The 24,902-nt window shown below is 62.3% G+C and carries 27 protein-coding genes and 1 pseudogene; 17 read left to right on the top strand and 11 right to left on the bottom strand.

Translation table 11 applies throughout. The features are described from left to right. Positions 1-1,881, top strand: a pseudogene (locus tag ACWJI3_RS05790) (hypothetical protein); the annotation flags it as partial. 1,129 nt (positions 1,882-3,010) lie between these two features. On the opposite strand, the gene ACWJI3_RS05785 reads toward ACWJI3_RS05790, so the two are convergent. Next, positions 3,011-3,292 (bottom strand): hypothetical protein, encoded by a 282-nt coding sequence (locus ACWJI3_RS05785; protein ID WP_480203164.1) that lies wholly within the window; start codon positions 3,290-3,292, stop codon positions 3,011-3,013. Between the two features lie 461 nt (positions 3,293-3,753). Between ACWJI3_RS05785 and ACWJI3_RS05780 the strand changes: the two genes are divergently transcribed. Then, positions 3,754-3,960 (top strand): hypothetical protein, encoded by a 207-nt coding sequence (locus tag ACWJI3_RS05780; protein ID WP_255140900.1) that lies wholly within the window; start codon positions 3,754-3,756, stop codon positions 3,958-3,960. Between the two features lie 319 nt (positions 3,961-4,279). Here ACWJI3_RS05780 and ACWJI3_RS05775 read toward each other — a convergent pair whose 3' ends face one another. Then, positions 4,280-4,702 carry a hypothetical protein gene (locus ACWJI3_RS05775; RefSeq protein WP_480203163.1) on the bottom strand — a complete coding sequence of 141 codons (423 nt, stop codon included), beginning with the start codon at positions 4,700-4,702 and terminating at the stop codon, positions 4,280-4,282. A gap of 31 nt (positions 4,703-4,733) precedes the next feature. Then, positions 4,734-5,852, bottom strand: a complete 1,119-nt coding sequence (locus tag ACWJI3_RS05770; RefSeq protein ID WP_480203162.1) for an Acg family FMN-binding oxidoreductase — start codon at positions 5,850-5,852, stop codon at positions 4,734-4,736. A 512-nt stretch (positions 5,853-6,364) separates the two neighbouring features. Between ACWJI3_RS05770 and ACWJI3_RS05765 the strand changes: the two genes are divergently transcribed. After that, the gene (locus ACWJI3_RS05765; protein WP_480203161.1) at positions 6,365-7,885 is read left to right on the top strand and encodes an MFS transporter; all 1,521 of its coding nucleotides are present in this window, start codon (positions 6,365-6,367) and stop codon (positions 7,883-7,885) included. A 398-nt stretch (positions 7,886-8,283) separates the two neighbouring features. After that, positions 8,284-8,466, top strand: coding sequence for a conjugal transfer protein TrbI (locus ACWJI3_RS05760; RefSeq protein ID WP_094511483.1), 183 nt, complete (start codon positions 8,284-8,286; stop codon positions 8,464-8,466). A gap of 14 nt (positions 8,467-8,480) precedes the next feature. Here ACWJI3_RS05760 and ACWJI3_RS05755 read toward each other — a convergent pair whose 3' ends face one another. Continuing rightward, positions 8,481-9,278, bottom strand: a complete 798-nt coding sequence (locus ACWJI3_RS05755) for a phosphatase PAP2 family protein (RefSeq protein WP_480203160.1) — start codon at positions 9,276-9,278, stop codon at positions 8,481-8,483. 130 nt (positions 9,279-9,408) lie between these two features. Between ACWJI3_RS05755 and ACWJI3_RS05750 the strand changes: the two genes are divergently transcribed. Then, a complete protein-coding gene (locus tag ACWJI3_RS05750; RefSeq protein ID WP_480203159.1) occupies positions 9,409-9,969 on the top strand; it encodes a DUF924 family protein in 561 nt (186 codons plus the stop codon). A 77-nt stretch (positions 9,970-10,046) separates the two neighbouring features. On the opposite strand, the gene ACWJI3_RS05745 is transcribed toward ACWJI3_RS05750, so the two are convergent. The 3 genes from ACWJI3_RS05745 to ACWJI3_RS05735 form a co-directional block, all read right to left on the bottom strand. Next, positions 10,047-10,478: a hypothetical protein gene (locus ACWJI3_RS05745; protein ID WP_480203158.1), complete on the bottom strand. Its 432-nt coding sequence runs from the start codon at positions 10,476-10,478 to the stop codon at positions 10,047-10,049. Positions 10,479-10,678: 200 nt separating this feature from the next. Continuing rightward, positions 10,679-11,122, bottom strand: coding sequence for a nuclear transport factor 2 family protein (locus tag ACWJI3_RS05740; protein ID WP_255140895.1), 444 nt, complete (start codon positions 11,120-11,122; stop codon positions 10,679-10,681). Between the two features lie 70 nt (positions 11,123-11,192). Next, the gene (locus ACWJI3_RS05735; protein WP_094511471.1) at positions 11,193-11,591 is read right to left on the bottom strand and encodes a thiol-disulfide oxidoreductase DCC family protein; all 399 of its coding nucleotides are present in this window, start codon (positions 11,589-11,591) and stop codon (positions 11,193-11,195) included. Between the two features lie 180 nt (positions 11,592-11,771). Here ACWJI3_RS05735 and ACWJI3_RS05730 point away from each other — a divergent pair, with 180 nt between their 5' ends. From ACWJI3_RS05730 to ACWJI3_RS05715, 4 genes are all read left to right on the top strand, one after another. Continuing rightward, positions 11,772-12,608, top strand: a complete 837-nt coding sequence (locus ACWJI3_RS05730) for a MotA/TolQ/ExbB proton channel family protein (RefSeq protein ID WP_255100340.1) — start codon at positions 11,772-11,774, stop codon at positions 12,606-12,608. Continuing rightward, the gene (locus ACWJI3_RS05725; RefSeq protein WP_480203157.1) at positions 12,586-13,128 is read left to right on the top strand and encodes a hypothetical protein; all 543 of its coding nucleotides are present in this window, start codon (positions 12,586-12,588) and stop codon (positions 13,126-13,128) included. Before ACWJI3_RS05730 ends, ACWJI3_RS05725 begins: the two co-directional genes overlap by 23 nt. Then, a complete protein-coding gene (locus ACWJI3_RS05720; RefSeq protein ID WP_480203156.1) occupies positions 13,119-13,736 on the top strand; it encodes a hypothetical protein in 618 nt (205 codons plus the stop codon). Before ACWJI3_RS05725 ends, ACWJI3_RS05720 begins: the two co-directional genes overlap by 10 nt. A 111-nt stretch (positions 13,737-13,847) precedes the next feature. Next, the gene (locus ACWJI3_RS05715) at positions 13,848-14,063 is read left to right on the top strand and encodes a hypothetical protein (protein ID WP_094511461.1); all 216 of its coding nucleotides are present in this window, start codon (positions 13,848-13,850) and stop codon (positions 14,061-14,063) included. Between the two features lie 126 nt (positions 14,064-14,189). Here the strand turns inward: ACWJI3_RS05715 and ACWJI3_RS05710 are convergent, their stop codons facing one another. The 4 genes from ACWJI3_RS05710 to ACWJI3_RS05695 all read right to left on the bottom strand — a co-directional run bounded on the left by ACWJI3_RS05710 (position 14,190) and on the right by ACWJI3_RS05695 (position 16,765). Beyond that, positions 14,190-14,924, bottom strand: a complete 735-nt coding sequence (locus ACWJI3_RS05710) for a hypothetical protein (RefSeq protein ID WP_480203155.1) — start codon at positions 14,922-14,924, stop codon at positions 14,190-14,192. 121 nt (positions 14,925-15,045) lie between these two features. Beyond that, entirely contained in the window at positions 15,046-15,195 is a 150-nt protein-coding gene (locus tag ACWJI3_RS05705; RefSeq protein ID WP_094511454.1) for a chlorophyll a/b-binding protein, read from the bottom strand. A gap of 69 nt (positions 15,196-15,264) precedes the next feature. Further along, positions 15,265-16,089, bottom strand: a complete 825-nt coding sequence (locus ACWJI3_RS05700; protein ID WP_480203154.1) for an N-acetylmuramoyl-L-alanine amidase — start codon at positions 16,087-16,089, stop codon at positions 15,265-15,267. A gap of 307 nt (positions 16,090-16,396) precedes the next feature. Continuing rightward, positions 16,397-16,765: an AbrB family transcriptional regulator gene (locus ACWJI3_RS05695; protein WP_094511449.1), complete on the bottom strand. Its 369-nt coding sequence runs from the start codon at positions 16,763-16,765 to the stop codon at positions 16,397-16,399. A 129-nt stretch (positions 16,766-16,894) separates the two neighbouring features. Between ACWJI3_RS05695 and ACWJI3_RS05690 the strand changes: the two genes are divergently transcribed. The 8 genes from ACWJI3_RS05690 to ACWJI3_RS05655 all read left to right on the top strand — a co-directional run bounded on the left by ACWJI3_RS05690 (position 16,895) and on the right by ACWJI3_RS05655 (position 24,817). After that, complete coding sequence (locus tag ACWJI3_RS05690; RefSeq protein ID WP_255100344.1) at positions 16,895-17,287, top strand: DCC1-like thiol-disulfide oxidoreductase family protein; 393 nt, start codon at positions 16,895-16,897, stop codon at positions 17,285-17,287. A gap of 17 nt (positions 17,288-17,304) precedes the next feature. After that, positions 17,305-17,802 (top strand): hypothetical protein, encoded by a 498-nt coding sequence (locus ACWJI3_RS05685; protein ID WP_255100345.1) that lies wholly within the window; start codon positions 17,305-17,307, stop codon positions 17,800-17,802. Positions 17,803-17,869: 67 nt separating this feature from the next. Next, positions 17,870-18,811: an ion channel gene (locus ACWJI3_RS05680; RefSeq protein WP_480203153.1), complete on the top strand. Its 942-nt coding sequence runs from the start codon at positions 17,870-17,872 to the stop codon at positions 18,809-18,811. After that, positions 18,808-19,389, top strand: a complete 582-nt coding sequence (locus tag ACWJI3_RS05675) for a gamma-glutamylcyclotransferase family protein (protein ID WP_480203152.1) — start codon at positions 18,808-18,810, stop codon at positions 19,387-19,389. Before ACWJI3_RS05680 ends, ACWJI3_RS05675 begins: the two co-directional genes overlap by 4 nt. 399 nt (positions 19,390-19,788) lie before the next feature. After that, complete coding sequence (locus tag ACWJI3_RS05670; RefSeq protein ID WP_480203151.1) at positions 19,789-22,764, top strand: TrlF family AAA-like ATPase; 2,976 nt, start codon at positions 19,789-19,791, stop codon at positions 22,762-22,764. A 180-nt stretch (positions 22,765-22,944) separates the two neighbouring features. Beyond that, on the top strand, positions 22,945-23,565 hold the full coding sequence (locus ACWJI3_RS05665) for a hypothetical protein (protein ID WP_480203150.1): 621 nt from the start codon (positions 22,945-22,947) through the stop codon (positions 23,563-23,565). A gap of 341 nt (positions 23,566-23,906) precedes the next feature. Continuing rightward, the gene (gene parS / locus ACWJI3_RS05660; RefSeq protein WP_480203149.1) at positions 23,907-24,359 is read left to right on the top strand and encodes a type II RES/Xre toxin-antitoxin system antitoxin; all 453 of its coding nucleotides are present in this window, start codon (positions 23,907-23,909) and stop codon (positions 24,357-24,359) included. Next, complete coding sequence (locus ACWJI3_RS05655; RefSeq protein ID WP_480203148.1) at positions 24,359-24,817, top strand: RES family NAD+ phosphorylase; 459 nt, start codon at positions 24,359-24,361, stop codon at positions 24,815-24,817. Before parS ends, ACWJI3_RS05655 begins: the two co-directional genes overlap by 1 nt. The last annotated feature ends 85 nt before the right edge of the window (positions 24,818-24,902 follow it).

Here is a 24,902-nt window from a genome sequence, read left to right as displayed (position 1 = left end):
CCGGATAACAACACCGGTAACATCGATCCAAACGCTCTCAAAGACGACGATCGCGGCCCCGCAATCCTCGTTCCCACCAATGATGGCAAGGGATTGGAGGTAATCGGAACGGAGGGGGATGAGCTCTGGGTCGACCTCTCAGTCGTTCTGGCGAATGCACGGAAGCAAAACGGGGTTGATCTCGTGCGGATCTCCTCCGACGGCAGCCAATCCAGAGTTGGCTCCATTGGAGCAACTCCGGATTCCGGCTTTCTAGGGGATACCCGTGTAAAGCTTGCCGTTGGTGATCAACTTCAGTTCATCCAAGTCAGCGGTGAACTGCCAGCCAACGATTCTCCCGCTCTGTCTATAAGCAGCGACGGCGAACGTCTCGTCGTCCGACTTGACGACAACAGGGACGACAACGACTTTAATGACCTTGTACTCAAGGTAAAAACCTCAACCTTCGACCCCTTCCCTCAAAGTACAAAGCTCGCAAAGTTTCAAGAGGCATCCGATCAAGCCTATCTGGATCTCAGCTGGATCTCAGCCAATGGAATCGTGCTGAGCATGGATGTAACAACCGATAGTGACTTTAACAACAGATTCGGCCTGGTGAAGGTTGACACTGACGCCAACGGAGCCCCGCTCGGCACTGTAGGCGGCCTGGCCCCATCCGCAGGCGCAGACTTTGATGAAGCAGTTCGCAGGAATCTACTGAGCTTCAGCTACACGCAATCTGGAAAACAGACAGTTGCTGGAATTAGCGTAGCGCTGCAAGGCAGCCAAGCCGGTGTCTACGCACCTGTATTGATAACGCCGACAGGAGCGATCTACACCTTTGGTGCATCATCGAGCAGCGATCAGAAACAGCACATTAAAGTGCTTGGGGCCAATAGCTTCGGTTTTGAAGATTTACCAAGTGGCTCTGCGGACTGGGACTTCAATGACGCTGTGATTACCTTCCAGGCCACGAATGCCGAACCGCCCAAGTTAGTGATTTCAAGCGATGGTCAAGGGCTCACGGTGGTGGCTGGCACAGGCCAGGGAACAGGGCTCTGGCTCGACCTCAATGCCGTAATCGCAAACTCAGCGCTACAAAACAGCTTCGATCTTGTGAAGCGTCTTTCCAACGGCCAGGAGACATCGATTGGGAGTGTCGGTGCTACAGCGCAGGCCACCTTCCTGGGCGGCAAGGAGTTGTTCCTGGGCGTGGGTGAAACCCTAAGATTCGTACAGAACAGCAATGACGACAACGAAAACGTCGATCCTGCTCTCCGCATCGAAAAGATCGGCGAACGCTATCGTGTTTCTCTTGACGACAATGGAGATCCTAGCCCTGACTCTGATTTCAACGATCTGATCGTTGATGTCGACAGCACACCATTGGATCCGTTCGAATCGGTGGTCTCGCTGGCAAGTCAGCAGCGTACAAGCTCTGATGGCATTCTCGATCTCACAAATCTACAAGAAGGCAAGTTAACACTGAACCTCTCGATCGTTACAGATTCCGAGAACATCAACACCCTAAGCTTCGTAAAGCTCGATGTAGATCCTGTGACAGGCAAACCACTCAGCCAAGTCGCCGGAGTTTCTGCTAGCGCAGGGGAGGCGTTTAGAACTGCTGTACGCGACAATCTCGTAGACTTCAGCATAGCGGCTGGTGGTCAAGCAAAGAGTCTTGCGACATGGGAAGTTGATGCATCCGACAGCGGCTATTACGCAGCTGTCGTGGTTTCATTCGAAGGAAATCTCTTTACGTTAGGAGATACCACTGCGGCTGACGGTCGCCAGCACCTCAAGGTGTTTGGCGACAACAGCTTCGGATTCGAAGACCTTCTCAGCTCCGGTGGCGCTGACTGGGATTACAACGATTTGATCGTCACGGTGACGCCGTTCTGAGTTCCTCTTCAGGAACTAGCCCACTAACCACGTCAATGGTGGTTCCTTACTACCAAGCTGTTCATCTCAGCAGCTGAACCAGACGCTGTGCTGTTGCAGGGCATCACGCAGACCCTCCCGAAAAGGACACTGCGCCTGCGCTGCAATAGAAGCAATGAGTTATCGACTGCAGAAAATACTAGATTCGACACAAGAACACCGAAAAGCATCCGGCTTGGCCGACATGGATCGGTGCAAGCATCGACATTGGCTCTCGTTAGAGGGCTGCTTCATGCGATTGAGTGACAAGCCCTTTGGCGCTAAATGGTAGATCAAGCTCGCGGAGCTCATTACCTAGGATGAACTGGAAGACGACTATGCGTCCCAGTTCTGCAAAGACATTGGGGCACCTGCCAAGCTATCTCGAGTGGCATTGGCTGCCCAGCTCATCAAGGCTCGCCTCGTGATCACAAACGAAGAGTTGGCAAAGCAAATCAAGAGAGCTCCGCATTGTCAGTCTTTCATTGGAGTGGAAACGTACCAGTGATGATGGGGATACCGTGAAGGTGGTGGTTTTTCAACAGGGCATGGCAGCAGGAATCATACGCCTGCGCCATCACTCAACCAAGCACCACTCTTGAGAAACGCCACCTGCGCACTTGTTGGTATGAACAACAGGGTGATGGATCCCTACTCAACGAAGCCAAAGAAGCCACGTAGAAACTGAATGAGACGATGGGTCCACGAATTCTTGGAGCACTTGATCAGAAGCCACACACGAAGTGCAAGATGCGCTGGTAGCAATGTCTTACTGTGGCTAAACGGAGTGTTCTCGCATCCGCAAGAATCGCAAGGCACTCAAGTGCCAGGCAGTCCATCTGGAGCACATTCTTGCCGGCATTGATGCTCTTATCCACTACGGTGGCTGGCCGCTGGCTGCAAGATGACACTGGTGCCAAAAGCTCTTAGCGAGGAGCAAACTGGGACTCCAGCGGAGAACTCTCTACCACTCAGGTAGCAGAAGCTGCTCCGATCGAATCGTGAACCACATAGACGCTTCTCTCAGGTCACCTGTTGATTGCGAGGCCAGGTTCAATGTCGAAGTCGAAGCCCTTGTCTGAATCGAGTCAGCATGTGGTAGATCTCTCGATCAGTCACGGGTGATGGGTTCACCCGTGTGGATCGGTTGAGCCACGTCCCCTCCAGTGAAGGAGCAGGCCTGAAGGATCAAGTGAGAGTCAATCGCTGCCGTCATGGTCATCAGCCAGAGATGATCGATGCCGACAGGGTTCATCGGACTCGAGCCAACCGTACGCTCTGGCAGCGTCATCACAATCGCATGGGTCGAGCTCACCTTGATCGGCCCAGGAGTGATCCCAAGGATGTCGAAGAAGAGAAGGGGCAATCTTTTGATGATCAACTTGGGGATCATGCTGTCAGTGACAGCGTCGCACAAGGGAAGCAGCGGGATGAATGGGGACTGATTCACAAGCAACTAGCTGCCACAAAACAATCAACAGTTTGATTGTCTGCACTGGTAAGGAACAATGACGAGCTGGCAGGGTGTCACTCTATCCGCGTTGGCTTCTTGGCGCAGCTGGTGATGCCGATGAAGCCATCAGAAGAGTCGAGTATCGACCCCTGAGCAATCAAACAGCTGCAGCCTGAGGATCGTTCGGAGGTGATTCAGTCTTCCCCGGTGTGAGACAGGGGAGGGGTCGTTGTTCCTCAACAAACCCAAAAGCAACCGCTTGAGGGCTTTCCACTGGAAAAGCCAGCGTGTCTACACAATGATCAACGCCACTGATTCCCTATCCCAGCATAACGTCAGAGACCAAACTTGGTGGCAGCCTGCTGCTTGCAGATTGTCTTGGCATTGCTGATGCTCACACGTTGGTGCACCTGATCAACGACACAGGTGCACGTGTACGTAGCCAGACCGGCGGGCGCTGGCTTGCCCGAAAGGGCAACTTCAGCGTTGACGGCATTGGTGCAGTAGTGCATGATCAGATCATCTTCCATATTCTGCGCATGGGCGCCGCAGGGGAAGCAGGCAAGGGTGCCGCAGCTGATGGCCGCGAGAGCAAGCAACCGGGCTGATGCCATCACTGATCAGATTGGAGGCTGGTGAGCGTAGCTTACAGGCATTGACAGATCTGAGCGAAAGCCTGGGCTCGTGAGGTGGATGTGCCGACAACTCACAATGCCGGAAGAGCGGAGGCCCCCACACATTGAGTTCAGCGGCAAGGCTCTGATGCAGGGAAGCTGTGTATGGAATCCATGCATGGAATCAAGGCGCACTGTCTGCCGATGCTGCCGGTGTGATGGGGCACTCCTCGCAACATGTCTGTGCGGCGCTGGGAACCAGCGACAAGGCGCGGCATCATCAGACAATAGGTGGCTGGATGATGGAGAAGGCTCACACACGGGAAGCCGATGGGAGGCGCGCCAGAACAAGCGGCATCACAGCAAACAGCACCAGCATGGCCAGATAGACACCACCAGAAACTGGATCCCGGCTGGCTACATACTCGCCAAGCGTGCGCTCCTGAATGGCAACTGCAAGCAAGACCTCGGCGCCAACCAACAGACCCAGCGCAAGACATCCAGCCCCTAGGCGCACCATGGCACTGGCGGGAAGACGAAAACGCCAGGTGATCAGACGGGCCGACACCACAATGGCCACGAACATGAACGGCATTTCAATGAACTCCGCCGTCCGTTCACCAAGGCGCGGCACAAGCAGTGTCACTCGAATCACGCCCAGCACAAAGCCCACACCGAACACCAATACGAAGTAGGTGATTCCAGCCTTGATGGTTCGAAAGGGGAGACGATCCATCAATCCATCAGTGGTAGCGCAGCCGTGCGAATCAAATCAGGACCTCCTGCAGTGGCCGTCGCAGTGAAGACGGCAGCCTGGGGCCTCGGCCGAACCTGACGACAAGATCGGGCCGCCACCCTCCGAGAGCCAGATCATCAGCAAGCTGCGGGCGCAGCGTGGACACCTCTACGGGCTGATTGAGCATCGCAGTGCGAATACCCAAGGCTGCCGATTGCAGGGCAAAGCGCTCATAGCAACGCCCCACTTCCACCCACTGCTGCGGCGTTGGGGATTCCGAGGCGAAGATCGCGATACCGGCAGAACTGCGCACATGCTTGGCGTACGTGTCGTTTTCGCCTTTCGGTGAAAGCAGCAGGCTGAAAAGCAGGCGTCCCAACCATGTCGGCACAGACGGATGGCCAGACGATGCGGCGTAGAGTCCATCCCCCGTTCGAACCGCCTCACGGCCGTTGAATCGGACCCACTGCTTCAATTCAGCCACGAAGGCGGCATCATTCAACTGGATCGTGTTGCCTTGAACGACAGACTCCAGGAGCGTCTCCATGGCCTTGCGTTCGGTCAGGACAATCAGCTGAACACCTGCGCCCGTACCGGCCTTCACCAACAGTTCCAGTTCATCGCGAGCAAGGGGTTGGCCGTCATACTCACCACGTGTGCTCTGGCGCTCGGGAATCGCCTGAAACAGTGTTGACGCGACGGGTGTTGTCGGCGTTAAGGCGAAGCGCAAGACAGTGCCCCCTGCCGCATCAAAGCCGGAGTGGCTCATCCACCCATGGGCCAAAGCCGCCTGGCTCAGGTTCTCGGCGGCACAGCCGAGGGAGACGAACAGATGGTGGTTCTCCGGGTCGACAGCAGGGCAGCGTCGTGAAAGATCCGGCTCAAGCGAGATGGCGCCATCGCGGAGGCGGAACTTCCAGCACTGCGTGTTATGGCTGGACGGCGCCAGAGTGGCGTAGCGCACAAGCTCATGCAGCAGAGAAGGCATGTCGCCGGACGCGGCCTTGCTGTGACGCCAGGTGCGATCCACTGAGGTTTCATAGCTGTCAGCACTGGGCTCCGGTGAGCATGAAGAGATGCCGGCACTGGCGGTGGCAGTGCCGGCTGCGGTGGCCAGTGCGGTGACCACAAATTCACGACGGGTCGTCATGATTCAACCTACTGCTCATAAAACCAGACGGTTCAGCTCAGAGGGCAAAAAGAGATCTGAGGCTTAGCCCGTCGCAATGAGAGCTTGCTGGGATGACGGTCTACTGGAGCTGCACGGTCACCGCAGGCTTCAGCCGCGCCTGCGCCTGACGGAAGTGAGCAAGCGTGGCAGCCGGCGGATTCCGGTATCGGTCATGGGCCAGGGCAGAAATGGGGATGGGAATGGGGCGCATGGACCCCTGCGAAGGTGATGGTCAAGCATTCGCCAACGGCACAATCCTTCATCCTGCCAACCCAACGACAAGACAGAAAAGGGCGATGGCTCTCATCACCACGTGCAGACAGAGGTCCCTGCCAATCCCGTCCACCTGCATGATCGTTCGACCATAGGGTCGGTCGGGCCCTGGCTATCGATCCCTGTGAATGCTTCAGCAGCGGCTCGCTGCCTTCCACGACCAGCACGTTCCTTTAGAGTCAGGCAACGAAGGCTTCTCTATCAGGGCACACACTGCCATGGTCTCAGACAACCCAGCTGCCCTCACACAAACAGAGACGCCCCCGCCTAATCCCGATCGCTGGTGGACCCTGGCCGCCGTGGAATGTGGCAACTTCGTTGTTTATATGGATGGGTTCATCGTCACACTCGCCCTGCCGGCGATGGCGCGTGAGTTCGGCGTTGGCCTATCGGTTCTGAAATGGGTGATCGTCGCCTACATGCTTACGGTGACGGTCACCCTGCTGCCGGCCGGCCGCCTGGCCGACATCTGGGGACGCCGCCGCATCGTCGTGATCGGCATGGGCGTCCTCGTCGTGACGTCGGTCCTGTGTGCGCTGGCGCCCACGGTGGAAACCCTGATCGCCTTCCGCGTTCTCCAGGGTGTGGGCGGCGGCCTGGTGCTGGCCAACGTGATGGCCGAGATCACCGCCGTCTTCCCGAAGCAGGAGCGGCGCAAAGCCATGGCCGTCAATGCCTCGATCCTGGCGCTGGCTCAGGTCACGGGGCTGGTGCTCGGCGGCCTGCTGATCGGCCAGTTCGGCTGGCGCTCCCTGTTTCTGGTGATCCTCACGGTGAGCCTGGCCGGACTGATCCTCAGCCTCCGGATCCTCAAGGCCCGCCCCCGCAGCCTGGACCGCACCGCCATGGACTGGACGGGTGCCGTGCTGGCAGTCGTGGCCACCAGTGCTCCCTTCCTGGTGATTGAACAACTCTCCGAGGCTGGACTGAAACCAGCCAGCCTGGCGATCCTGCTGGGCGGCGTGGTGGCATTGGCCCTGTTCGTGCAGGTGGAGCGACGCCTGCCGAGACCGCTGTTGAATCTCGAACTGTTGCGACGGCGTGCCTTCACCTGTGGCTCGGTGGCTGCCGCCTTCTACTTCGTTGCCGCGGTGTCCTGCTATTTCCTGCTGCCGTTGTATGCGCAACTTGTGCTGGGACGCTCGCCCGTGATGGCGGGTGTGCTCATCGTGCCGCTCTCCTTGGTTCTCACGGCCACGAGCCTGACGGTCAGCAGCCAGGGCGATCGGATCGGTGCGCGAACCCTCAGCACAGCAGGAATGCTCTGCATCAGTGCAGGCCTGGTCGGACTGTCCTGGCTGGGTCCCGACGCCTCCACCGCCAGCATTGTCTGGCCGCTGGTGCTGCTGGGCATGGGCGGCGGGCTCTTCCATCCCCCCAACAACAGCGCCACGCTCAACACGGTTCCTGCCGAGCACCTCAGTGTGGCGAACGGCTTCCTGTCGATGGCTCGGAACTTCGGACAGGCGATCGGGGCGGCGCTGGCGGCATCACTGCTCGCCAGCGGCCTCGGCGCAGCAGGGGCAGAAGCAGCACTGGCGGGGGAGGTGGGTGCGCGGCTTGGCGGGTCCCAGCTGGAGGCCTTTCTGGGGGCGCAGCAGTTGGCGTTTCGTTTGGCGGCAGCACTCGGGCTGGTGGGAGCGGCGGTGTCCGTTGGCCGCGGAGCAGAGGTGCCGGTGGTAACGCACGTGACGGAGAGGCCCATCGCCAGCCGTAGCGATGGGAAGGGGATCCGGTGATGGGGATGCAGAGCGCACTCTCCAGCTTCCGCACCACGCCTTCATGGCTGGGCTTGAATCTGTCCGTTCTCTTGTCAGAAAATCCAGCACCCCCTACCAATTGCCAGCGCTGAATAGCAGTTGCAACATCGCAAATCCCGCCAGACAGGTGGCGGCCAGGAGCGGAATGGTATGCAGCACGGTCGGAACATCCTGGTGCTTCGGTTTCGTCATGCTGCGACCGCTTGCGGCCCGCGCAATGGCCAGGTGCGGAGAAGCACAGACACACTCGTCCATGAAGTTGTGTGCCCGCCGCCAGCCTCTGCACGGCGATGGCGCCGCTCCATCCGGTTTCAGAATGAAGCAGCTGGGCGGCAGCGGCAGCAGAGTGGAGGCAGAAACCTGCTCGCGGAAAGGCGATGAATGCCACCCTGGAGAAAGCCACCACCACCCAGTGCGCCTGCCCCGGCTGCCACTGCAGCGTGAAGGCCGACACCCCCTTCCGCAACGGCGCCCTGCTGTTCTGCAGCGACGCCTGCGCCAGTGGCCACCCCAACGGTGAACCCTGCCACGCCGGCTGCGGCTGCGAGTGTCACGGCTGAGGCTCGGCGGAGGGCTAGAGCCCCTCGCTATCTGTTGAGGCGTAGGTGAGCACCGGCAGACCGGCAGGCGGGGCCACCAGCAGCCGCTGGCGATCCTGCGCCACCTGCTGCCGGAACGCCTGCCACTGGGGAGACGCGATCACCTGTTGGCTGATCGCCTTGGCCAGGCGCTGGCTCGCCAGCACATCACTGGGGTAATGCACGCCGCAGTAGGCACGGACATGGCCCCCCTGGCTGCCCACCAGCAGCAGCCGTTCCCGCCGTTCCGGCACGACATCGGCCAGCAGCAGGGCCGCCGTGGCAAACCAGGTGGCATGGCCACTGGGGAACGACCAACCCGATTCCAGCGGCAGGCAGGGCCTGAGATCCCGGTGGCTCAGAAAGGGGCGCGGCCGGGCAACGGCGTTCTTGAGCTGATTCTTGAGGGTGTCGGCACGGCTGAGGAACGCAGGAAGGCCCTGGTAAAGCGTCGGTGAGGCGTCCTGCAGGTTGGTACCGATGGCGGCATCAAACACGCTGAGATTGCGGTTGAGGAAGTGCCAGCTGAGTAACACTCCCTCTGCCGTGCGGGTGCGCTGGTTCCAGCGCAGGATCGCCAGATCGTCGCGTTCCGCCTGGCTGGCGGGAGCCGGTGGCTGGCCGATCACGGCACGAAAGGCGGCCGGATCCAGCTGCAGGCCTGCCGCCGGATCGCTCGGCTGGCCCGAAGACTGGGCGACGGACTCGGTGCTGGGCCTGGCCAGGGCATCACCGCTGATCAGCACCAGGCAGGAGGGCAGCAACAGGCCCGACAGACAGAGTCCAAGGCGCATGAGCTTGATCCTCAGCTGCTCGCGGAAACCGACTGTAAAGAGTGGGAATAACGACCTATCACCATCTGAGGGGCCGCAGGATCTGCAGCCCCAGCCGGCCGATCAGGATGCGGGCAACTGCTGAAGGCTGATGGCTGCTGCTGCCGAGGAGCTGGGGGCGGAGGTACTGGCCTTCTGGTTTGAAGCCGCGTCGCCCAGCCAATGGTTCCTCAAGGATCCGGCCTTCGACCACCAGGTGCGGGAGCAGTTCATCGGCCTCACCCGCCAGGCGGTGGCCGGGGAGCTGGCGGCCTGGGGCCGGCAGCCGCACACCGGCCTGGCGCTGGTGCTGCTGCTCGATCAGTTTCCCCGCCAGATCTGGCGGGGCTCCGCCATGGCGTTCAGCGGCGATGGTGCGGCCCTGGCGCTCAGCCAGAGCGGGGTGGCGAACGGCTGGGTAGCGGCCGAAACCGACCAGGCCCGGCGGCAGTTCTGGTTGATGCCGCTGATGCATGCGGAAGACCTGGCCGTTCAAGAGGCGGCCGGCCCGTTGTTCGAGCAGTTCACCGATGCGCGCACTGCCGCCTTTGCCCGCCGCCACCTTGAGGTGATCGCCCGTTTCGGCCGCTTCCCGCACCGCAACGACTCCCTCGCGCGAGTTTCCAGCAGCGAAGAACTCGCCTTCCTGCAGACCCCCGGCTCAGGGTTCTGAGGCGGCCAGGCCGTGGGGTCGCCGGCAGGCCGTGGGGTTGCCGGTAGGCAGTGGCGCGACACACCCCCGCCGATGGTTCACGCGGGATTGTTGCCGCTCGTCTCTGTACAGGATGGCGAAAGGAACTGATCAGCCTTCTTGCGCTCGGCTTGCAGTTCGAGTTTGCAGCGATATACGAGCGCCTCGTAGCCAGGATCGCGATGGGCCGGGATGTATGGGTTTGTCCCAGAAGGCGCAGGGGCGGCCGCAAGATCAATGCCCGCAGTGCCTGTTTGCGGATTCTCCTGGGGTGGGGTCAGGGGTCCGCAACCCGGGTCGACGGATCCAAAGCCCTGGCCCATGGCTGAAGCTGGGTGCTGGTCCACCGGAATCAGAGAGAACAAACAATGGCCAGGCAAGGCTGCAATCTGAAGCACCTTGAGATGAGCGCTAGTTTTACTCATTTGTAGATAAGGGTCAAGCACAGAATGAGCCAAGAGCTTCTCACTTCTCTCTAATAGTTCACTCATGCCTGCCTATCAATTTTTCCGTCCCTGATCATTCTGCTTTGCCCTCTCGATCACTCACTCAGCCAATCCCAAGGCAGGAACTGAAGATCCGCTGAGCGCCCATAGTGAGCTGAAAGGCTGAGGATCAGGCAGGACCAATGGGCCCCCTCCACAGCCCTGTCTGTGCCGCCTTCCCCTGCTCGCACCGCTCCGGGGCAACTTCAGCTCACGAAGCGGCGGTACATCCAGCGCACGAAGGGGCCGATCACGGGCACCGGGGCGAAGGTGGGGCCCACGAAGTCGAAGTAGTCGCGGTGGTCGACGATCCTGCCCGCCTCATCCAGCAGCAGGCGGGTGGTGCCGGGATAGACAAACTCCACGCCCTTGATCCGCAGACCCATCACCCACTCCACGAAGGCGGTCCGGTCGCTGACGACCACCGCTTCGGAGCGCAGCATCACGTCGTCGCAGCGCTTCATCAGCCCCTCCTGGGCGGCGAGGTAAGCATCGATGCCGGTGGCCTCCTGCGTGGGATCACTGAAGTGCACGTTCTCGGCATACACGGCACGCCACTGCTCCGGCGTGGGGGCCGGCTGTCCATAGGGCTTGGTGAACAGGGCCTGCAGCGAGGCGGCGGTAAGGGGTGGCACGGAGGGATCAGTCATGGGGTAACGGGTTAGGGGTACGGGCTGAGGCAGAGCATCGCAGCGCTGAGCGGGCGGCCCGGCGCGGAGATCAGTGGGCGGCCCGGCGGGCGCAGAGGGTGTCAAGGTCGGGGCGGCCGGTGAGGCGCAGCCGCCAAGCGGCCCAAAGCCGGTAGATGGCGTCGACGGCCGGGCCCAGCAGAGGCCAGGTGGTGGGGGCATAGATCCAGCCCAGACCCACCTGCCGGTAGGCCTCGCGGAACACCGCCACATCGCGCAGCACCGTGCCATCGGAGCTGAGGCCATGGATGCGGCCCATCGCGTCGCGGTAACTGATGCCGGCATAGGCAGCGGGGTCGTAGCCGGGGGCGTCGATATCGACGAACGCCAGCCGGCCCCGGCCGGCATCGCGGCGGCGCAGCAACGCCACCTCGCGCAGGCAGAGCGGGCAGGCTCCGTCGTACAGAAGCGTGAGAGCGGTGGCCGTCATGGACTGAGGCTAAGAAAACCGGTGCAGGGGCCGGGGGCGAGACCTTGCGTTGGGGCCCGTGCGCGGCAGCCTGCCGCTGCCAACCACCAGGGGAGTCCGCCCTAACGTCGAAGCCGGCACCAGCGCCCGCCTCCATTCGCCGTCGCCCCCGCCGCTGCCTCGGAGTCCCATGGCCCGCCGATGATCGACACGCCCGGGCCGGCCGCCAGCGACGTCGAGGATCTCGCGCCTGCCCTGCTGGATCTGCCGCCGCGGCGCTGGATCCGCAGCCCCGCCCTGCTCTCGATCGTGGTGGGGGTGATCCTGACCCTGGCCCTGGTATTTGCCGCCACCCCCTACCGCGGTAGCGCCGTGGGCGCCTTCCTGCTGGAGCGGGGCGTGACCCAGCCGATCACGCTGGCGATCGCGATCACGGTGGTGGATTACTGCCTGCGGCGCCTGATCGTGTGCCGCCGGGAGCGGCGCCAGGTGGGCCGCGACTGGGTGCCCCGCGGGCTGGTGGATCTGCGCCCGGCCGATTCCGATGTGCGCACGATGTTGATCCTGCTGGGCCAGCGCCGCAGCCTGATCGCCAATCGCCTCTGCCGGCTGCTGCGCTGCTTCCAGGATTCCCGCTCCCGCGGGGCCACCCGCGAGCTGCATCAGGACGACATCGCCCTCACCCAGGCCGACATCGAAGACGGCTACGGCGTGACCCGCACGATGATCTGGGTGTTGCCGATGCTCGGATTCCTCGGCACGGTGCTGGGCATCTCGATCTCGATCGGTGGTTTTTCCGGTCTGCTGGCCAATGTGGAGGATCTCGACAAGGTGAAGTCGAGCCTCACGGCGGTGACCGGCGGGCTCTCCACCGCCTTCGACACCACCTTGCTGGGCATCATCACGGCAGTGCTGTGCATGGTGCTGATGAGCATCAGCGAACGGAGCGAATACCAGCTGGCCGGTGAAATCGAAACAGCCCTCAACGACGGATTCTTCCCCCGCCTGAGCCGTGATGAGACCAGCCCGGCGCCGTAGGCACGCGTCGATCGATCTGATCGGCTTCCTCGACATCCTCAGCGCCGTGATGGTGATCGTGCTGCTGGTGATCTCCGTGCTGGCGCTCTCGCTCGGGGTGGACCGCGGCCGCACGGCCCAGGTCGAGCCCCGCAGCAAGCCCACCGCGAAACCGGCGGCGGCGGCAGCGAAACCGATCGCGGATCCGTGGATGCAGCTGCCCACCGCCGCGTCGTCCCCGCTGGTGGCGCTCAACAGCGCCGATGGGGTGCCGATCACCGGCTCCACCACCTTCCTGCTCTGCCGCGACGGCCAGGTGGAACGGCACGATCCGATCAACGGCAGCATCACCGCCCGCTGGGATCTGGGCCTGGTGCCGCCGGAGCTGATCGCCGAGGCGGTGCGCACCGACTACATCTATCTCGCCGTCGCCGGCAGTTGTTTCGCAGCGGTGCAACCGCTGGTGGGCGCCCTGCGCAGCACCGGGGCGCAGCTGGGCTACGAGCCGATCGGCGAGGGAGCGCGCACGCCATGGCGGTGAGACGCAGCGGCCGTCAGGGGCACACCGAGCTGTCGTTCGACAGCCTGATCGACGTGTTCATGAACGTGCTGGGGGTGCTGATGCTCACGGCCGTGGTGATGGCGCTGTCAGTGCGAGGCGGGCCCTCGTCAGCGCCTGAGCAACGGGAGCCGGCAGCGGCCGCGCCAGCCCCGCCGCTGCCAACACCGCTGCCGCAGAGAACCCAACCGCCCCGCCGCCCGCCAGTGCAGTTGCGGCTGCCGCAGGTGCGGGACGTGGGCACCGAGCCGCTGTTCGTGTTCGTGAGCGCCGATGGGCTGCGCCCCCTGGGGCTGGGTGGTGAAGGCCTGCTGCAGCGCTATTTCTTCGTGACAGCGGAGCAGGGCCAGCTGGTGCTGGATCCCCGGCCCGCCGCGGTGATGAGCGCCGGTGCCTTCCGCGACTGGATCCGCACCTACAGCACCAGCCGCCATCACATCGTGGCGGTGGTGAGCCCGGATGGCGCCGAGCGCTACCGGGAGGTGCGGGAGGCGGCGCGGGCGGCCGGGTTCCGCTCCGGCTGGCTGGAGCATCTGGGCGGCCCACTGCGTGTGGGCGAGGGCGGCCGGAAGGGCGAAAGCGTGCAGTGAGGCCAGAGGGCGAAGGCGTCCAGCGGCCAGAAGGGCTGGATTGCACAGCAAGGCCTGAATGGAGCCACGCTTAACAGAACGTCACACTAGAGTGGCTAAAAGGATGTACCCATGGACGCACTGTTTGCCTTCTTTTACTTCGCCTGTTTCGCGGCCATCGCTGGCGGCGCCTTTGCGCTGATGCGCCAGAACCTCCGCCAGACCGACTGGCGCGCCGCTCCCTCAGCCCCCCGCCCCCATCCCGAAGCCCCGGAACCAGGCGATTCGGTGATGTACGTCGACCTCAGCCGCGAACGGCTCGAGAGCCTCTACAACCAGGCCAGCTGAACGTGCCAGCTGAGCGGGGCCCCAACCGCACCATCGAGAGCATCGAAGCTGAAACCATCAACCGGCTCCGGCCGGTTTTTTGATGGCGCATGACCCTGCAGCGAGCTCAACACTGCAGGGCCCGGATCAGCCCTGGTACGTGGTGATCGTGGAGGTCACCTGCAGAGGTTGTTCGGCCTGGCTGTCCACCTGAAAGGCCATCCAGGTGGTGTCGACGGAGCGCTGGCGCTCGATCAGCGGGAAATCCACGCGGCGCCGCTCGTAGGTGAGGCCAACGCAGCGCAGGCTTTCCTCATCGGCCATCAACGACCACAGCACCTTGATGCCGGCGCGGTCGTAGGCGAAGGGGGTGTCGCTGAAGCGCAGCTCGGGGGTGAACCCGGGCAGGCAGCGCACCTGTTCATTGGTGGCGCAGGAGAGGTAACGGCCGTCGTCGGTGGGGAAGAACCAGCAGGTTTCGTTGGCTGCAGCGGCGAGCGGGAAACTGTCGAGCAGCCGCAGCTGGCGGGGTTCCGCCTGCGGCGAGGCGTCTGCACTCTCGAGGTCGTAGACGCTGAGCCAGAGACGCTCAGCCGCGAAGCGGGGAATGGTGGCGTTGCAGAGCAACCGCCGGGCCGGCGAGCTTTCGGCGGAAGCGTCTGGCAACGCTTCGAACGGATCGTCGCCGGCGGCGTTGGCCCGGCCGGCACTCACCAGCTCATCGAGGGAACCGTCCCAGCCGGGGGGGCAGCGAAAAATCCTGAGCGACTGGGCCTCCGTGATCGCCTCGTGCTGCTGGGCCAGCAGCTCTGACCACTGGGGCGGCCCGCTGGAGGCGCCGATGGCGCTGCCGTGAAGAACGAAGCAGAGGGCGTGGGCCATAGCAGGGAGAAGGGGGCGTGGGCGACCGGATCAGGCAGGGCTCAGCTCCCAATAGCAAAGCCCACGGCAGGTGGACCGCCCGAGGCGATCGACCTGCCGTGGGCAGTGGGTGGGCCTGGGTTCAGCCGAGGCCGATCTGGGAGAGGATGCCCTGGCCGGTGAGCAGCTCGGTGCCGAGGCCGATCACGAAGCCGAGCATCGCCAGACGGCCATTCCAGGTTTCGGCGAAGGCAACGAAACCGAAGCGGGAAGGGGTGGTGCTGTTGGTCATGGGGTGGGTAGCGAGGTGCTTCGCAAAGCGTAACAGAAATCTTTGAACTTCGTTACGAAGTCGCCGCCATCAGTAGGTGGCCCGCTCGGTGTCGTAGGCGGTGAAGCCGCAGGCCTTGGCGGCCAGGCGGTAGTAGGCCATGAACTGGTCCCAGCGGAAGCTGCGCGGGTCGTAGCGGGAGTGGCTGCGATCGACGGCGGCGTGGGTGGTGAGGCGGCTGAGCGGGATGCCGAAACGCGCCTGCCACAGCAGCACCTGGGCGGCGGCGGAGCGGTATTGGGCATCGGTGTAGCCGGAGTGGCCGGGGGTGTCGCCACGGCCGTCGGCGGGTGACACCAGGGCGAGGTGCAGCGCCACGTTGTTGACCGAGCCCACTGAGGTGGGCCGGATCCGCACCGTGAAATCCCCGAAGGCCGACATGCCGGCGCCATAGGCGCGGTTGGCATCGGGAACGATGCGCAGCCGATCGCCGGCGGGGTTGATCACCAGGTGGTAGCTGACCTGGTCGTTGTCGTTGGGGTGCGGGGTGCGGAACAGGGCCAGGGTCTGCGCTTCATCGATCACGGTTTCGTGCAGCACGATCAGGGCGGGCCCGGCCGGCACCGCACGACCGAAGGCATCAGCGGGCTGGCGTTCGCCGAAGTTGGTGGGATCGGCGGGCTGGTTGCGTTCCGGCGCCAGGCCGATGGCGGCGGCGCAGCGGGCCAGCTCGGGCTCGGAGCGCCGCGGCAGGCCCGGATCCGCGAGGGTCTGCACCTCCCAGCTGGGGCGGGGGCCATCGGATCGGGGCGCCTCGGGGCCTTGCCCCTGGCAGCCGCTGAGCAGGGCCGCTGCGGCCAGAGCCGCCAGCCAGGGTGCGCGGGTGGAGGAGAACCGAACGCGTGGATGTTCCATGGCGGCCATCCTCAGAGCTCGCCGGCCAGCGATCACACCAACGTGTCGATGCTGCAGCACCAAAGGCTGCAATCAGACCTGAACAAAGGAAATGCCGCCCGAGACATTTCAGGCATGGGCGCCAGAAATGGTTCGAACGGCAGGGGTAGAAGCAAACCAGCGCAGGGGTAGCTGCATACCGGTGCAGATCTAGACGAAGGAAAAACGCGCGGCTAGAAGCAACGCATGGGCCAGCGCTAGAACCAGATCCGCAAGGAGCGACAGGGGAGGCGACGGAATCAGGGGCGTTGTGCCACCCCCTTGGAGCTCATTCGTCGGCTTCTTCGCCACCCACGGGCACGAGGCGGATCTGCTTCTTGCCGAGCTTGATTTCGAACTCATCGCCGGGCTGCAGACCGAGGATGGCGGTGTAGGCCTTGCCGATCAGCAGGTTGCCATTGAACTGGACCTTGGTGACGTAGCTGAGCTTGCGCCCGCCCTGACCAACGCCATTGCTGCTGGCGGAACCGAGGCTGACGCCCTTGGCTTCCAGCAGGGCTTCGTAGAAGGCCGTGAAGTTGAGACGCTCGCTGCCGTCCTTTTTGGTGCTGACGTACCCAGCGGCACGCACAAGCTCGGATTTACCGACATCACCAAGCTCCTTGACTTTCGCCAGGAGATCAGATCCGGTGAGCATGGGGTTGTTGTGTAAGACAAGGTCAATATAGCCACACGAGGCAATCGCTTGCCAGAGGGTTCCTTTCAGCCAGCCCAATCCGACCGCTCTCCCCTGCTTCCTAAGATCGGACCTGTTGGAAGTTGCCCAGTGAGCGCCGATCCCCACACTCCAGCGTTGCAGTTGGTGTATGACGGTGGCTGCCCTTTCTGCCGCCATTTCGCCAGCACAAGTGAGCTGCGCGGAGGAGTGCCCCGGCTCACGATCATTGACGGCCGCGCCGATGCGGAGCTCCGACATGCACTCCAGCAACAGGGATTCAACCTGGCAACCGGTGCCGTGTTGATGGAGGGAGAGCGGATCTGGCACGGCGCTGACGCGGTGGCAAAACTGTGCAGTGAACTGGAGCCCAGTGACGGCTTGTTAAGGCTGTTGCAGGTGATCTTTGGCAACCCGGATCGCACCCGTCTGCTCTATCCCGCGCTGCTGCTCGCTCGCCGCCTGGCGCTAGCTGCCAAGGGGCTGCCGGTGGATCCCGGCTGAAGGGCCGAAAGCGGCAGATGGCTTACGCTGCAGGGCAAGTGGCCGGAACGCTCTTGAGCTATCTGCGCGAGATCATGGGGCGGCTCAAAGAACGGGCCGAGGCTGATCGCCGCAGCCAGGCGGCACCGGCTGAGCCCCTGGCGGCTGGTTCCACAGGCGGCAAGGTGCCGGCGCTGAGTGGGGCCGTCGAGCAACACATCGCCAGCTACCGCCAGCATCTGAACGCCTGCAGCGACGCCATGCTGCTGTATGAATGGGCCTGGATCGACGACCATCTCTCCAGCCTGCGGCTGTCGTCTGGGCATGAACCGATGCGCCAGGCGTTGGGCGGCAGCACAGCGGTGGATCAGTTGCTGCAGGAAACCAACGCCTTTCGCCAGGCGCTGCGCGAGGTGATGCAGGCGCGTGATCTGGAGCCCAGCAACCGCACGGCGCCGATCGAACCGATGGAGCATGCCTGGGAAGTCAGTCATCCTGTGATACGGGAGGCCTGGGGGATCGAACCCCACAGCTGAGGCCTGAAAGTTGCCCGCTGGCGGGCTACAGCTTGCGCCCTCCTGCCGCACGCCATCGCACCGCACCATGGCCCGCTCCCGCCCACGCTCCCGTCCCCAAGCCAGGCCCCGGCGGCTGAAGCCGATCCACCTGCAGCGGGAAGAGGGGGTGTACCGCACCGACGAGATCGATCAGATCTTCTCGTTATGGCGCGAGCCCTACCGGCTGATGCTGTCGTGCCCATGGTGGGGCTTCCTGCTGCTGATCGCGGCCGGGTATCTGGCGATCAATCTGCTGTTCGCCGGGCTGTATCTGCTGGATCCGGCCGGCATCGGCGGCGTGCCGGAAGGCTCGGTGGCCGGCTTCAGCGAGGCCTTTTTCTTCAGCGTGCAGACGCTCGGAACGATCGGTTATGGGGTGCTGCACCCCCGCTCGCTGACGGTGCATCTGCTGGTGACGTTGCAGGGATTGGTGAGCCTGATCTTCACGGCGGTGACCACCGGGCTGGTGTTCGCCCGCTTTTCACGCAGCAAGGCGGAGATCCTGTTCAGCGAGATCGCCACGGTGCAGCCGTGGAACGGGGTGCCGTGCCTCACCTTCCGCATGGCGAACGTGCACCACAACAGCCTGGTGGAGGGGCACCTGAACGTGTTCCTCGGCATGGACGAGTACAGCACGGAGGGGCAGCGCATGCGGCGGGTGCATACGCTCAAGCTGGTGCGCAACCATGCGTTTCACTTCCGGCTGATGTGGACGGTGATGCACCTGATCGATGAGCACAGCCCGCTGGCGGGGCTGGAGGTCGAGCAGCTGAAGGCCCGCCACGGCGAAATCCTGGTGTCGTTCCACGGCATCGACGAAACGGTGCGCAGCCCGGTGTTCGCACGCATGTCTTATCCCGCGTCGCAGCTGCGGCCCGATGAGACCTTCGAAGACATCGTGCTCGACCAGGGCGACGGCGACCGCTTTCTCGACTTCAGCCGCTTCAACCTCACCCGCCAGCGCCCGCCCGCCACTCAAGCCCCATGAGCGCCGCCGACCCCACCCATCTGGTGTTCGTGTACGGCACGCTCAAGCGCGGCCAGGCCAACCACCACTGGCTGGTGGGCGCCGAAGCCCTGGGCCGCACCCGCCTGCAGGGCATGGCGATGCACAACCTGGGCCCCTACCCGATGGCCGTGCCGGTGCCCGCGCCTGCGCCCGACTCGCCCACCTCACCCCCGCCGCTGCTGCACGGCGAGCTCTACCGCGTGGACGCCGCCGGCCTGGCGCGGCTCGATCTACTGGAAGACGTGCCAAATGAATACCAACGGCTGCGCCGCCGGTTGGTGGACGGCCAGGAGGTGTGGGTGTACGCCGGCGAACCCGAGCAAGCCGCCCACTTACCGCCGGTGCCCTTCGGCGATTGGGGCACCACGCCGGTGTTCTTTACGCATGAGGCCGATGGCGCCAACCCCGAGGCAGTGCCCGCTCAGCGCGATGACGGGCAGTGGGGGGTGGTGATGCACCTGGGGCCGGAGGAGTTGGAGGGGGTTGGCGAAGAGCCGGTGGTGGTGACGGGGGTGTTTGGGGAGAGGTTTTGGGTGGTGGGTGGAGTGGGGGATTGAGGGTGGTGAGTTAAGCGTTCCGCTTGGCAGTTGCGTGCAGGCGAGGGCGGAGTTGCGATTCACGGGGTGGCCTGTGTGGGGCCAGGATGTAAATCTGAATGCGCCTATCGCCATTGCGTACAAGGCGCGGGAAAAATGAGTGATGGCCATTCAGCAGCGGGGCGAACACTTTGTTAGCGGATCCACATAAGATGGAACGCGCTCGACTGGCATTTCAAAAGCTTCTTGCTGTGACAGGTTTTTTGGCGTTACAGGCGCAGATGGTCGGGGTGCTCATTCGGTCAAGCCTGCTTCCGTAAGGGTGGTTACAGGAACCGTCCAATTACTGTTAGGCCTATGCAACTTTCTTATTGGAGCGGCACCTAGTGGCCGAGAATAAACCACATTCTGGAGACGGAAGTGAGCAGTCGCGGTTCTGAATGGCATCGATGGGAGCCGCATATCCATGCGCCCGGCACCATTCTCAACAATCAGTTCGGTGCTGCCGAGCCCTGGGACGTCTACCTCACGACGCTTGAAGGCTTGTCGCCTCAGATTGAGGCTATCGCCGTTACCGACTACTATGTCACGGACACCTATGAGGAACTCCTCAAGCACAAGGCTGACGACCGACTGCCCGGCGTTTCGCTGCTCTTCCCAAACATCGAGCTGCGCCTCGACGTCGCGGCTAAGACGGGCTTCGTGAACGTACATCTGCTTGTCAGCCCCGAAGATCCCGATCATCTTTCGGAGTTGAAACGCATCCTCAAGCGCCTACAATTCTGGGCGCATAACGACTGCTTCGACTGCTCGCGCGAAGAGCTGATCAGGCTCGGGAAGCGGTCCGACCGCACGATCGTCGACGACGGCGCGGCACTCCGGCACGGTGCGACCCAGTTCAAGGTCAACTTCGACCAACTGCGCAAGGTTATACACGACAGCGAATGGGCCAAGAAGAACATCCTGATCGCCGTCGCCGGCGCGGCCGGCGACGGCACGTCTGGCCTGCGACAGGCTGCCGACACAACGATCCGCCAGGAGATCGAGAAGTTTGCGCACATAATCTTTTCAAGTAGTCCGGCGCAACGCGAATTCTGGCTTGGACAACGCGGAGTAACGATTGAGGAGCTCCGTTCGCGCTACGACGGCTGCAAGCCTTGCCTCCATGGCAGCGATTCCCATGACCAGAAATCGGTGGGCCAGCCCGTCGATAACCGCTTTTCGTGGATAAAGGGCGCCTTGGAGTTCGATGCTCTCCGGCAGGCCTGTATCGACCCAGAAGGCCGCGCTTATGTCGGCGAGAAGCCGCCGCGCTCGGCGATGCCCTCTCAGGTTATCTCGCATATCAAGATCGACAATGCGGATTGGGCAAGCACACCGGACATCCCGCTCAACCCGGGCCTCGTCGCCATCATTGGTGCTCGGGGCTCGGGAAAGACCGCCCTAGCCGACGTTATCGCTTCAGGTTGCGATGCGATCGCGCCCTCTGGATGGGACGCGGATCAGAACATCAGCCCGTCATTTCTTGCGCGTGCGCGCCGGCTAATCGGTAACGCAACCACGACGCTGACCTGGGGCGGAGGCGGTACGGTCACGCGCGCGCTCGATGGCAGCGATGCCAACGGCCATATGTCGTTTCCGCGCGCGCGTTATCTGTCCCAGCAGTTTGTCGAGGAGCTGTGCTCGGCCAAAGGAGTCAGTGACGGCCTGGTCGACGAGATCGAACGCGTGATCTTCGAATCACATTCGCAGGACGATCGAGAATGGGCGCTCGATTTCGCAGAGCTGCGCGAACAGCGAACCGTGCGCTTCCAGCAAGCGCGTGAGCGTGAGGCCCAGGCGATCGCGGACATCTCGGATCGCATCGCAACCGAATTCGAAAAGGAGCGCCTCGTCGCCTCGCTGACCAAGCAGGTCGGGGAGAAGAAGAAACTCCTCGGCGATTACACTGCCGATCGCGCCAAGCTAGTCGTCAGGGGCACCGAAGCTCAGATAGTCCGACATACGCAGCTCAGCGAAGCCGCTCAGAAGCTCCGCAGTACCATTCAGAATTTCGGGAATCAGCGCCGCACCTTCGTAGCACTACAGGACGAGGTCCGCTCTATGCGGATAACCGGCGCGCCGGAGATGCTGCGGCAGGCGAAGGCGCGTCACGCCAATAGCGGGCTCAGTACCACGCAATGGGACGATTTCCTGCTGATCTACAGGGGCGACGTCGACAAGAGCCTTACAGCCTATATAACCTGGGCAGATGGAGAGATCCGCAAACTTCAGGGCGTCCCGCCGCCACCCGGCGATCCCAATGTCTCGCTGATCTCCGATGCGTCTGATGTCTCAACACTGCCGCTAGCGCCGATTGCCGCCGAGATGACGCGGCTGGAAGCATTGTTCAGCGCAGACAAGCTGGTACGCGATCAATATACGGCGCTCACTAAACGCATCGCGCAGGAAAATGCGGCGCTTCAAACCCTGCAGACTCGCCTTGCGGATGCCAAAGGCGCCGCGGCTCGACGCAAAGACCTGCAGAACGAGCGTGACGGCAGCTACGGGCGCGTATTCGAGGCGACCATCAAGGGGCAGGATGCGCTGGCTGAGCTTTACGCGCCATTGATGGCGCGCCTGGCGGCCGCCTCGGGAACGCTGAAGAAGCTCAGCTTCTCAGTCCGCCGGATCGCCGACGTCCAGTCCTGGGGCACCTTCGCTGAGGAAGAGCTTCTCGACCGACGCAGAGCCGGCCCCTTCTACGGGCGCGGTTCTCTGATTGCCGCAGCCACGGATGCCCTAATGCCAGCGTGGGAGACCGGATCGGCGGCCGAGGTCCAAGCCGCCATGACGGACTTCATAGGAAAGTACTCACAGGACCTACTGTCCCATGCAACTTACGCGCCAACACAGCAAGCAGAATACCGGGCTTGGACGAAGAAGTTCGCGCACTGGCTCTTCGGCACCGACCACATAACTGTCCGGTACGAGATCTCCTATGACGGCGTCGACATCCGCAAGCTCTCGCCGGGCACTCGCGGCATAGTACTGTTGTTGTTATATCTGGCGCTCGACGATACCGATGATCGGCCGCTGATCATCGACCAGCCGGAAGAGAATCTTGATCCAAAGTCCGTTTTCGACGAGCTGGTCACGATCTTCATTGAGGCGAAGGCAAAGCGCCAGGTGATCATGGTCACCCACAACGCTAACCTAGTGATCAATACCGACGCGGATCAGATTATCGTCGCCGAAGCAGGCCCGCATCCATCAGGTGGCCTGCCGCTAATCAAGTATGTGGCGGGGGGGCTCGAAAATGCATCAATCCGCAAGGCTGTCTGCGACATCCTTGAAGGCGGCGAAGCCGCTTTTCGTGAGCGCGCCCGGCGGCTTCGTGTTCGCCTCGACCGATAGATTTCAGCACGAATGGCAGTTACGTCCATGATCGGCGCTCGTTCACAACGGCGCACGAGAACGCTTGCTAAGTCGTTGAATTAGACATGACGGCCTAACAACAGCATACAGCGGACGGTGCTTCGCGCCGCCGCTGATGCTGAGCGTTAGCCTTACACTGTACGCGTGGGGACTTCGGACGTGGCAACTCCTACCGAACCTTTTTGGGCTGCTCCAGCGCTCCTTGCGGCATTCATCGCTGCTCTGGGCTTCGTAGGCAAAACGACAGCCGAGTTGATTCTCAAGGTGCGTGAGACAGCCAGAGATCGCAGGAGTCGGCTGACGGAGCTCTACGCATTGTTGCGAGCTGGAGACGCGGCGTATTCGGCTCAACGGGAACTTGTCAAACGCCTTGCTGCTCAGCTGAGGAGACGACTACCAGAAACATCTTCTCTACCCCCAGGAGTTGATCGGCTGTTTGTCGCGACCTATGCAGAAATGAACGAGGAGGAGAGGCAGCTTCATGCGTTGATAAGAGCGATTACCGTTCACACGTTCCGCCCTCTCAACCAATCTCTCCTTGAGTGGCTGCGTACAGACCGCTTTTTTCGGGCGGCTCCGCCTTCTCACCGACATTTAGGAAAGCTTGCAGTGTTCCTTGCTCAACTTGAGGCTCACCTAGTTCTCTGGGTTGCCAAGTACGAGGCCTGGATATCTAACCAACCGGAGCATGCACTTGTGTTTTTGGCCGATGAAGAGGAACATGGCGTGGGCTTCCCAAAGAATGGAGTCTTTATTCTTGCTAAGGTTCTTGGTCACTGAAAGCGCCAGTGAGACGGCTAACGTCAAGATACAGCGGGCGGGGCATAAGGTTACAGTTGAATGCATGGAACAAGTAGCCGCCGCTGATCTTGAACGCGTTGGCCCATGAGGGAATCGACAACAAAAGCGGAGCACTCGGCAACAATCGCCAGCAGGAAAAGTAGCTCCTCAGTCGTTGAACTATCCGAACGCCTAAACGCTGGCCTGCTCTTGCATCTTGCTTTGCTCCTATTGACAAGAGGTTCAGGGTGCAGCTTGCGATGGCCATGGGCCTCAGAAATGCTGAAGGCCCAACAAGCCGCAACAACCACAACGCCAGATGGCCGCGCTAACATTGCCACATGGCAAGCAAGACATCGCTGGCACCTTTCTCCTCCAGCCCTGACCAGGGAGGACCGGCCTCAATCCTGCGTCTGCAAGCAACCAGTTTGGTTGAGGTTCGCGATGCTGTCCGCAGTGGACTGCCGTTCTCCGCGTTTGTCGCGCTCACCAAGCAACTCGAAATTTCCCCGCAGCACTTCACAGCGGTTTTCGGGATCCCCCCTCGAACCATCGCCCGCAGGAAGGAGGCGCAACAGCTCAACCCCCAGGAATCTGATCGGCTCTATCGGGTGGCAAGGGCGGCCTCGCAGGCCGTCGAGGTGCTTGGCTCCATCGACAAGGCCCGCGTGTGGCTGAAGACTCCCAACCGTGCACTGGGCTGCGAGAGGCCTCTCGATCTTCTGGACACTGAGATCGGCGCGCGACAGGTGGAAGACGTGTTGCTGCGCCTCAACTACGGGATCTTTAGCTGATGCGCGTCTGGCGGATCTGCCGCAGGCCCTACGTGGACACAGCGCTCGATGGCATCGGCGGAATGCACACCTCAGGACGCTGGCACGCCAAAGGACATCCCATCGTCTACACCGCCACCTCTGCGGCGCTGGCGGCGCTTGAGGTGCTCGTGCATGTCGATCCACTCACGGCTCCGGCCGACTTAAGACTGCTCGCCATCGAGCTCCCTGATGACCTGTCCACAGAAGTGATCGAAATGGACTCGCTGCCGGAGGGCTGGCATTCGGTGCCAGCTCCAGCATCGCTGCAAACACTCGGGTCGTCGTGGCTCACGAGCGGGCGCACTGCGGCATTGAACGTGCCGTCCGCCGTCATCACGGTCGAACGCAACGTCTTGCTCAATCCTCGGCATCCAGAAGCGCAGCGACTACGCGTCAGCAGTGATGAAGCGTTCACGTTCGATACGCGGCTCTTGTGACAGGGAGCCAGTCAGCAAGCTCGAGTGGATGCTGTTTACAGGACTGGGCGTGAACTCAACTCGTTGGCGCCGTGTGGGAGGCCGA

It is taken from the genome of Marcopretia estuarina LEGE 06307 (assembly GCF_056633115.1).
This window is presented reverse-complemented; position numbering and strand designations above follow the sequence as displayed.

Bases quoted from the DNA above. Each gene is read 5' to 3' on its own strand.
- ACWJI3_RS05730 (WP_255100340.1), top strand. From the start codon at position 11,772: ATGATCGACACGCCCGGGCCGGCCGCCAGCGACGTCGAGGATCTCGCG.
- ACWJI3_RS05760 (WP_094511483.1), top strand. From the start codon at position 8,284: ATGAATGCCACCCTGGAGAAAGCCACCACCACCCAGTGCGCCTGCCCC.
- ACWJI3_RS05740 (WP_255140895.1), bottom strand. From the start codon at position 11,122: ATGACTGATCCCTCCGTGCCACCCCTTACCGCCGCCTCGCTGCAGGCC.
- ACWJI3_RS05675 (WP_480203152.1), top strand. From the start codon at position 18,808: ATGAGCGCCGCCGACCCCACCCATCTGGTGTTCGTGTACGGCACGCTC.
- ACWJI3_RS05765 (WP_480203161.1), top strand. From the start codon at position 6,365: ATGGTCTCAGACAACCCAGCTGCCCTCACACAAACAGAGACGCCCCCG.
- ACWJI3_RS05775 (WP_480203163.1), bottom strand. From the start codon at position 4,702: ATGGATCGTCTCCCCTTTCGAACCATCAAGGCTGGAATCACCTACTTC.
- ACWJI3_RS05770 (WP_480203162.1), bottom strand. From the start codon at position 5,852: ATGACGACCCGTCGTGAATTTGTGGTCACCGCACTGGCCACCGCAGCC.
- ACWJI3_RS05785 (WP_480203164.1), bottom strand. From the start codon at position 3,292: ATGATCCCCAAGTTGATCATCAAAAGATTGCCCCTTCTCTTCTTCGAC.
- ACWJI3_RS05700 (WP_480203154.1), bottom strand. From the start codon at position 16,089: ATGGAACATCCACGCGTTCGGTTCTCCTCCACCCGCGCACCCTGGCTG.
- ACWJI3_RS05695 (WP_094511449.1), bottom strand. From the start codon at position 16,765: ATGCTCACCGGATCTGATCTCCTGGCGAAAGTCAAGGAGCTTGGTGAT.
- ACWJI3_RS05735 (WP_094511471.1), bottom strand. From the start codon at position 11,591: ATGACGGCCACCGCTCTCACGCTTCTGTACGACGGAGCCTGCCCGCTC.
- ACWJI3_RS05710 (WP_480203155.1), bottom strand. From the start codon at position 14,924: ATGGCCCACGCCCTCTGCTTCGTTCTTCACGGCAGCGCCATCGGCGCC.
- parS (WP_480203149.1), top strand. From the start codon at position 23,907: ATGGCAAGCAAGACATCGCTGGCACCTTTCTCCTCCAGCCCTGACCAG.
- ACWJI3_RS05715 (WP_094511461.1), top strand. From the start codon at position 13,848: ATGGACGCACTGTTTGCCTTCTTTTACTTCGCCTGTTTCGCGGCCATC.
- ACWJI3_RS05655 (WP_480203148.1), top strand. From the start codon at position 24,359: ATGCGCGTCTGGCGGATCTGCCGCAGGCCCTACGTGGACACAGCGCTC.
- ACWJI3_RS05755 (WP_480203160.1), bottom strand. From the start codon at position 9,278: ATGCGCCTTGGACTCTGTCTGTCGGGCCTGTTGCTGCCCTCCTGCCTG.
- ACWJI3_RS05685 (WP_255100345.1), top strand. From the start codon at position 17,305: ATGGCTTACGCTGCAGGGCAAGTGGCCGGAACGCTCTTGAGCTATCTG.
- ACWJI3_RS05745 (WP_480203158.1), bottom strand. From the start codon at position 10,478: ATGAGTGAACTATTAGAGAGAAGTGAGAAGCTCTTGGCTCATTCTGTG.
- ACWJI3_RS05680 (WP_480203153.1), top strand. From the start codon at position 17,870: ATGGCCCGCTCCCGCCCACGCTCCCGTCCCCAAGCCAGGCCCCGGCGG.
- ACWJI3_RS05705 (WP_094511454.1), bottom strand. From the start codon at position 15,195: ATGACCAACAGCACCACCCCTTCCCGCTTCGGTTTCGTTGCCTTCGCC.
- ACWJI3_RS05720 (WP_480203156.1), top strand. From the start codon at position 13,119: ATGGCGGTGAGACGCAGCGGCCGTCAGGGGCACACCGAGCTGTCGTTC.
- ACWJI3_RS05750 (WP_480203159.1), top strand. From the start codon at position 9,409: ATGGCTGCTGCTGCCGAGGAGCTGGGGGCGGAGGTACTGGCCTTCTGG.
- ACWJI3_RS05725 (WP_480203157.1), top strand. From the start codon at position 12,586: ATGAGACCAGCCCGGCGCCGTAGGCACGCGTCGATCGATCTGATCGGC.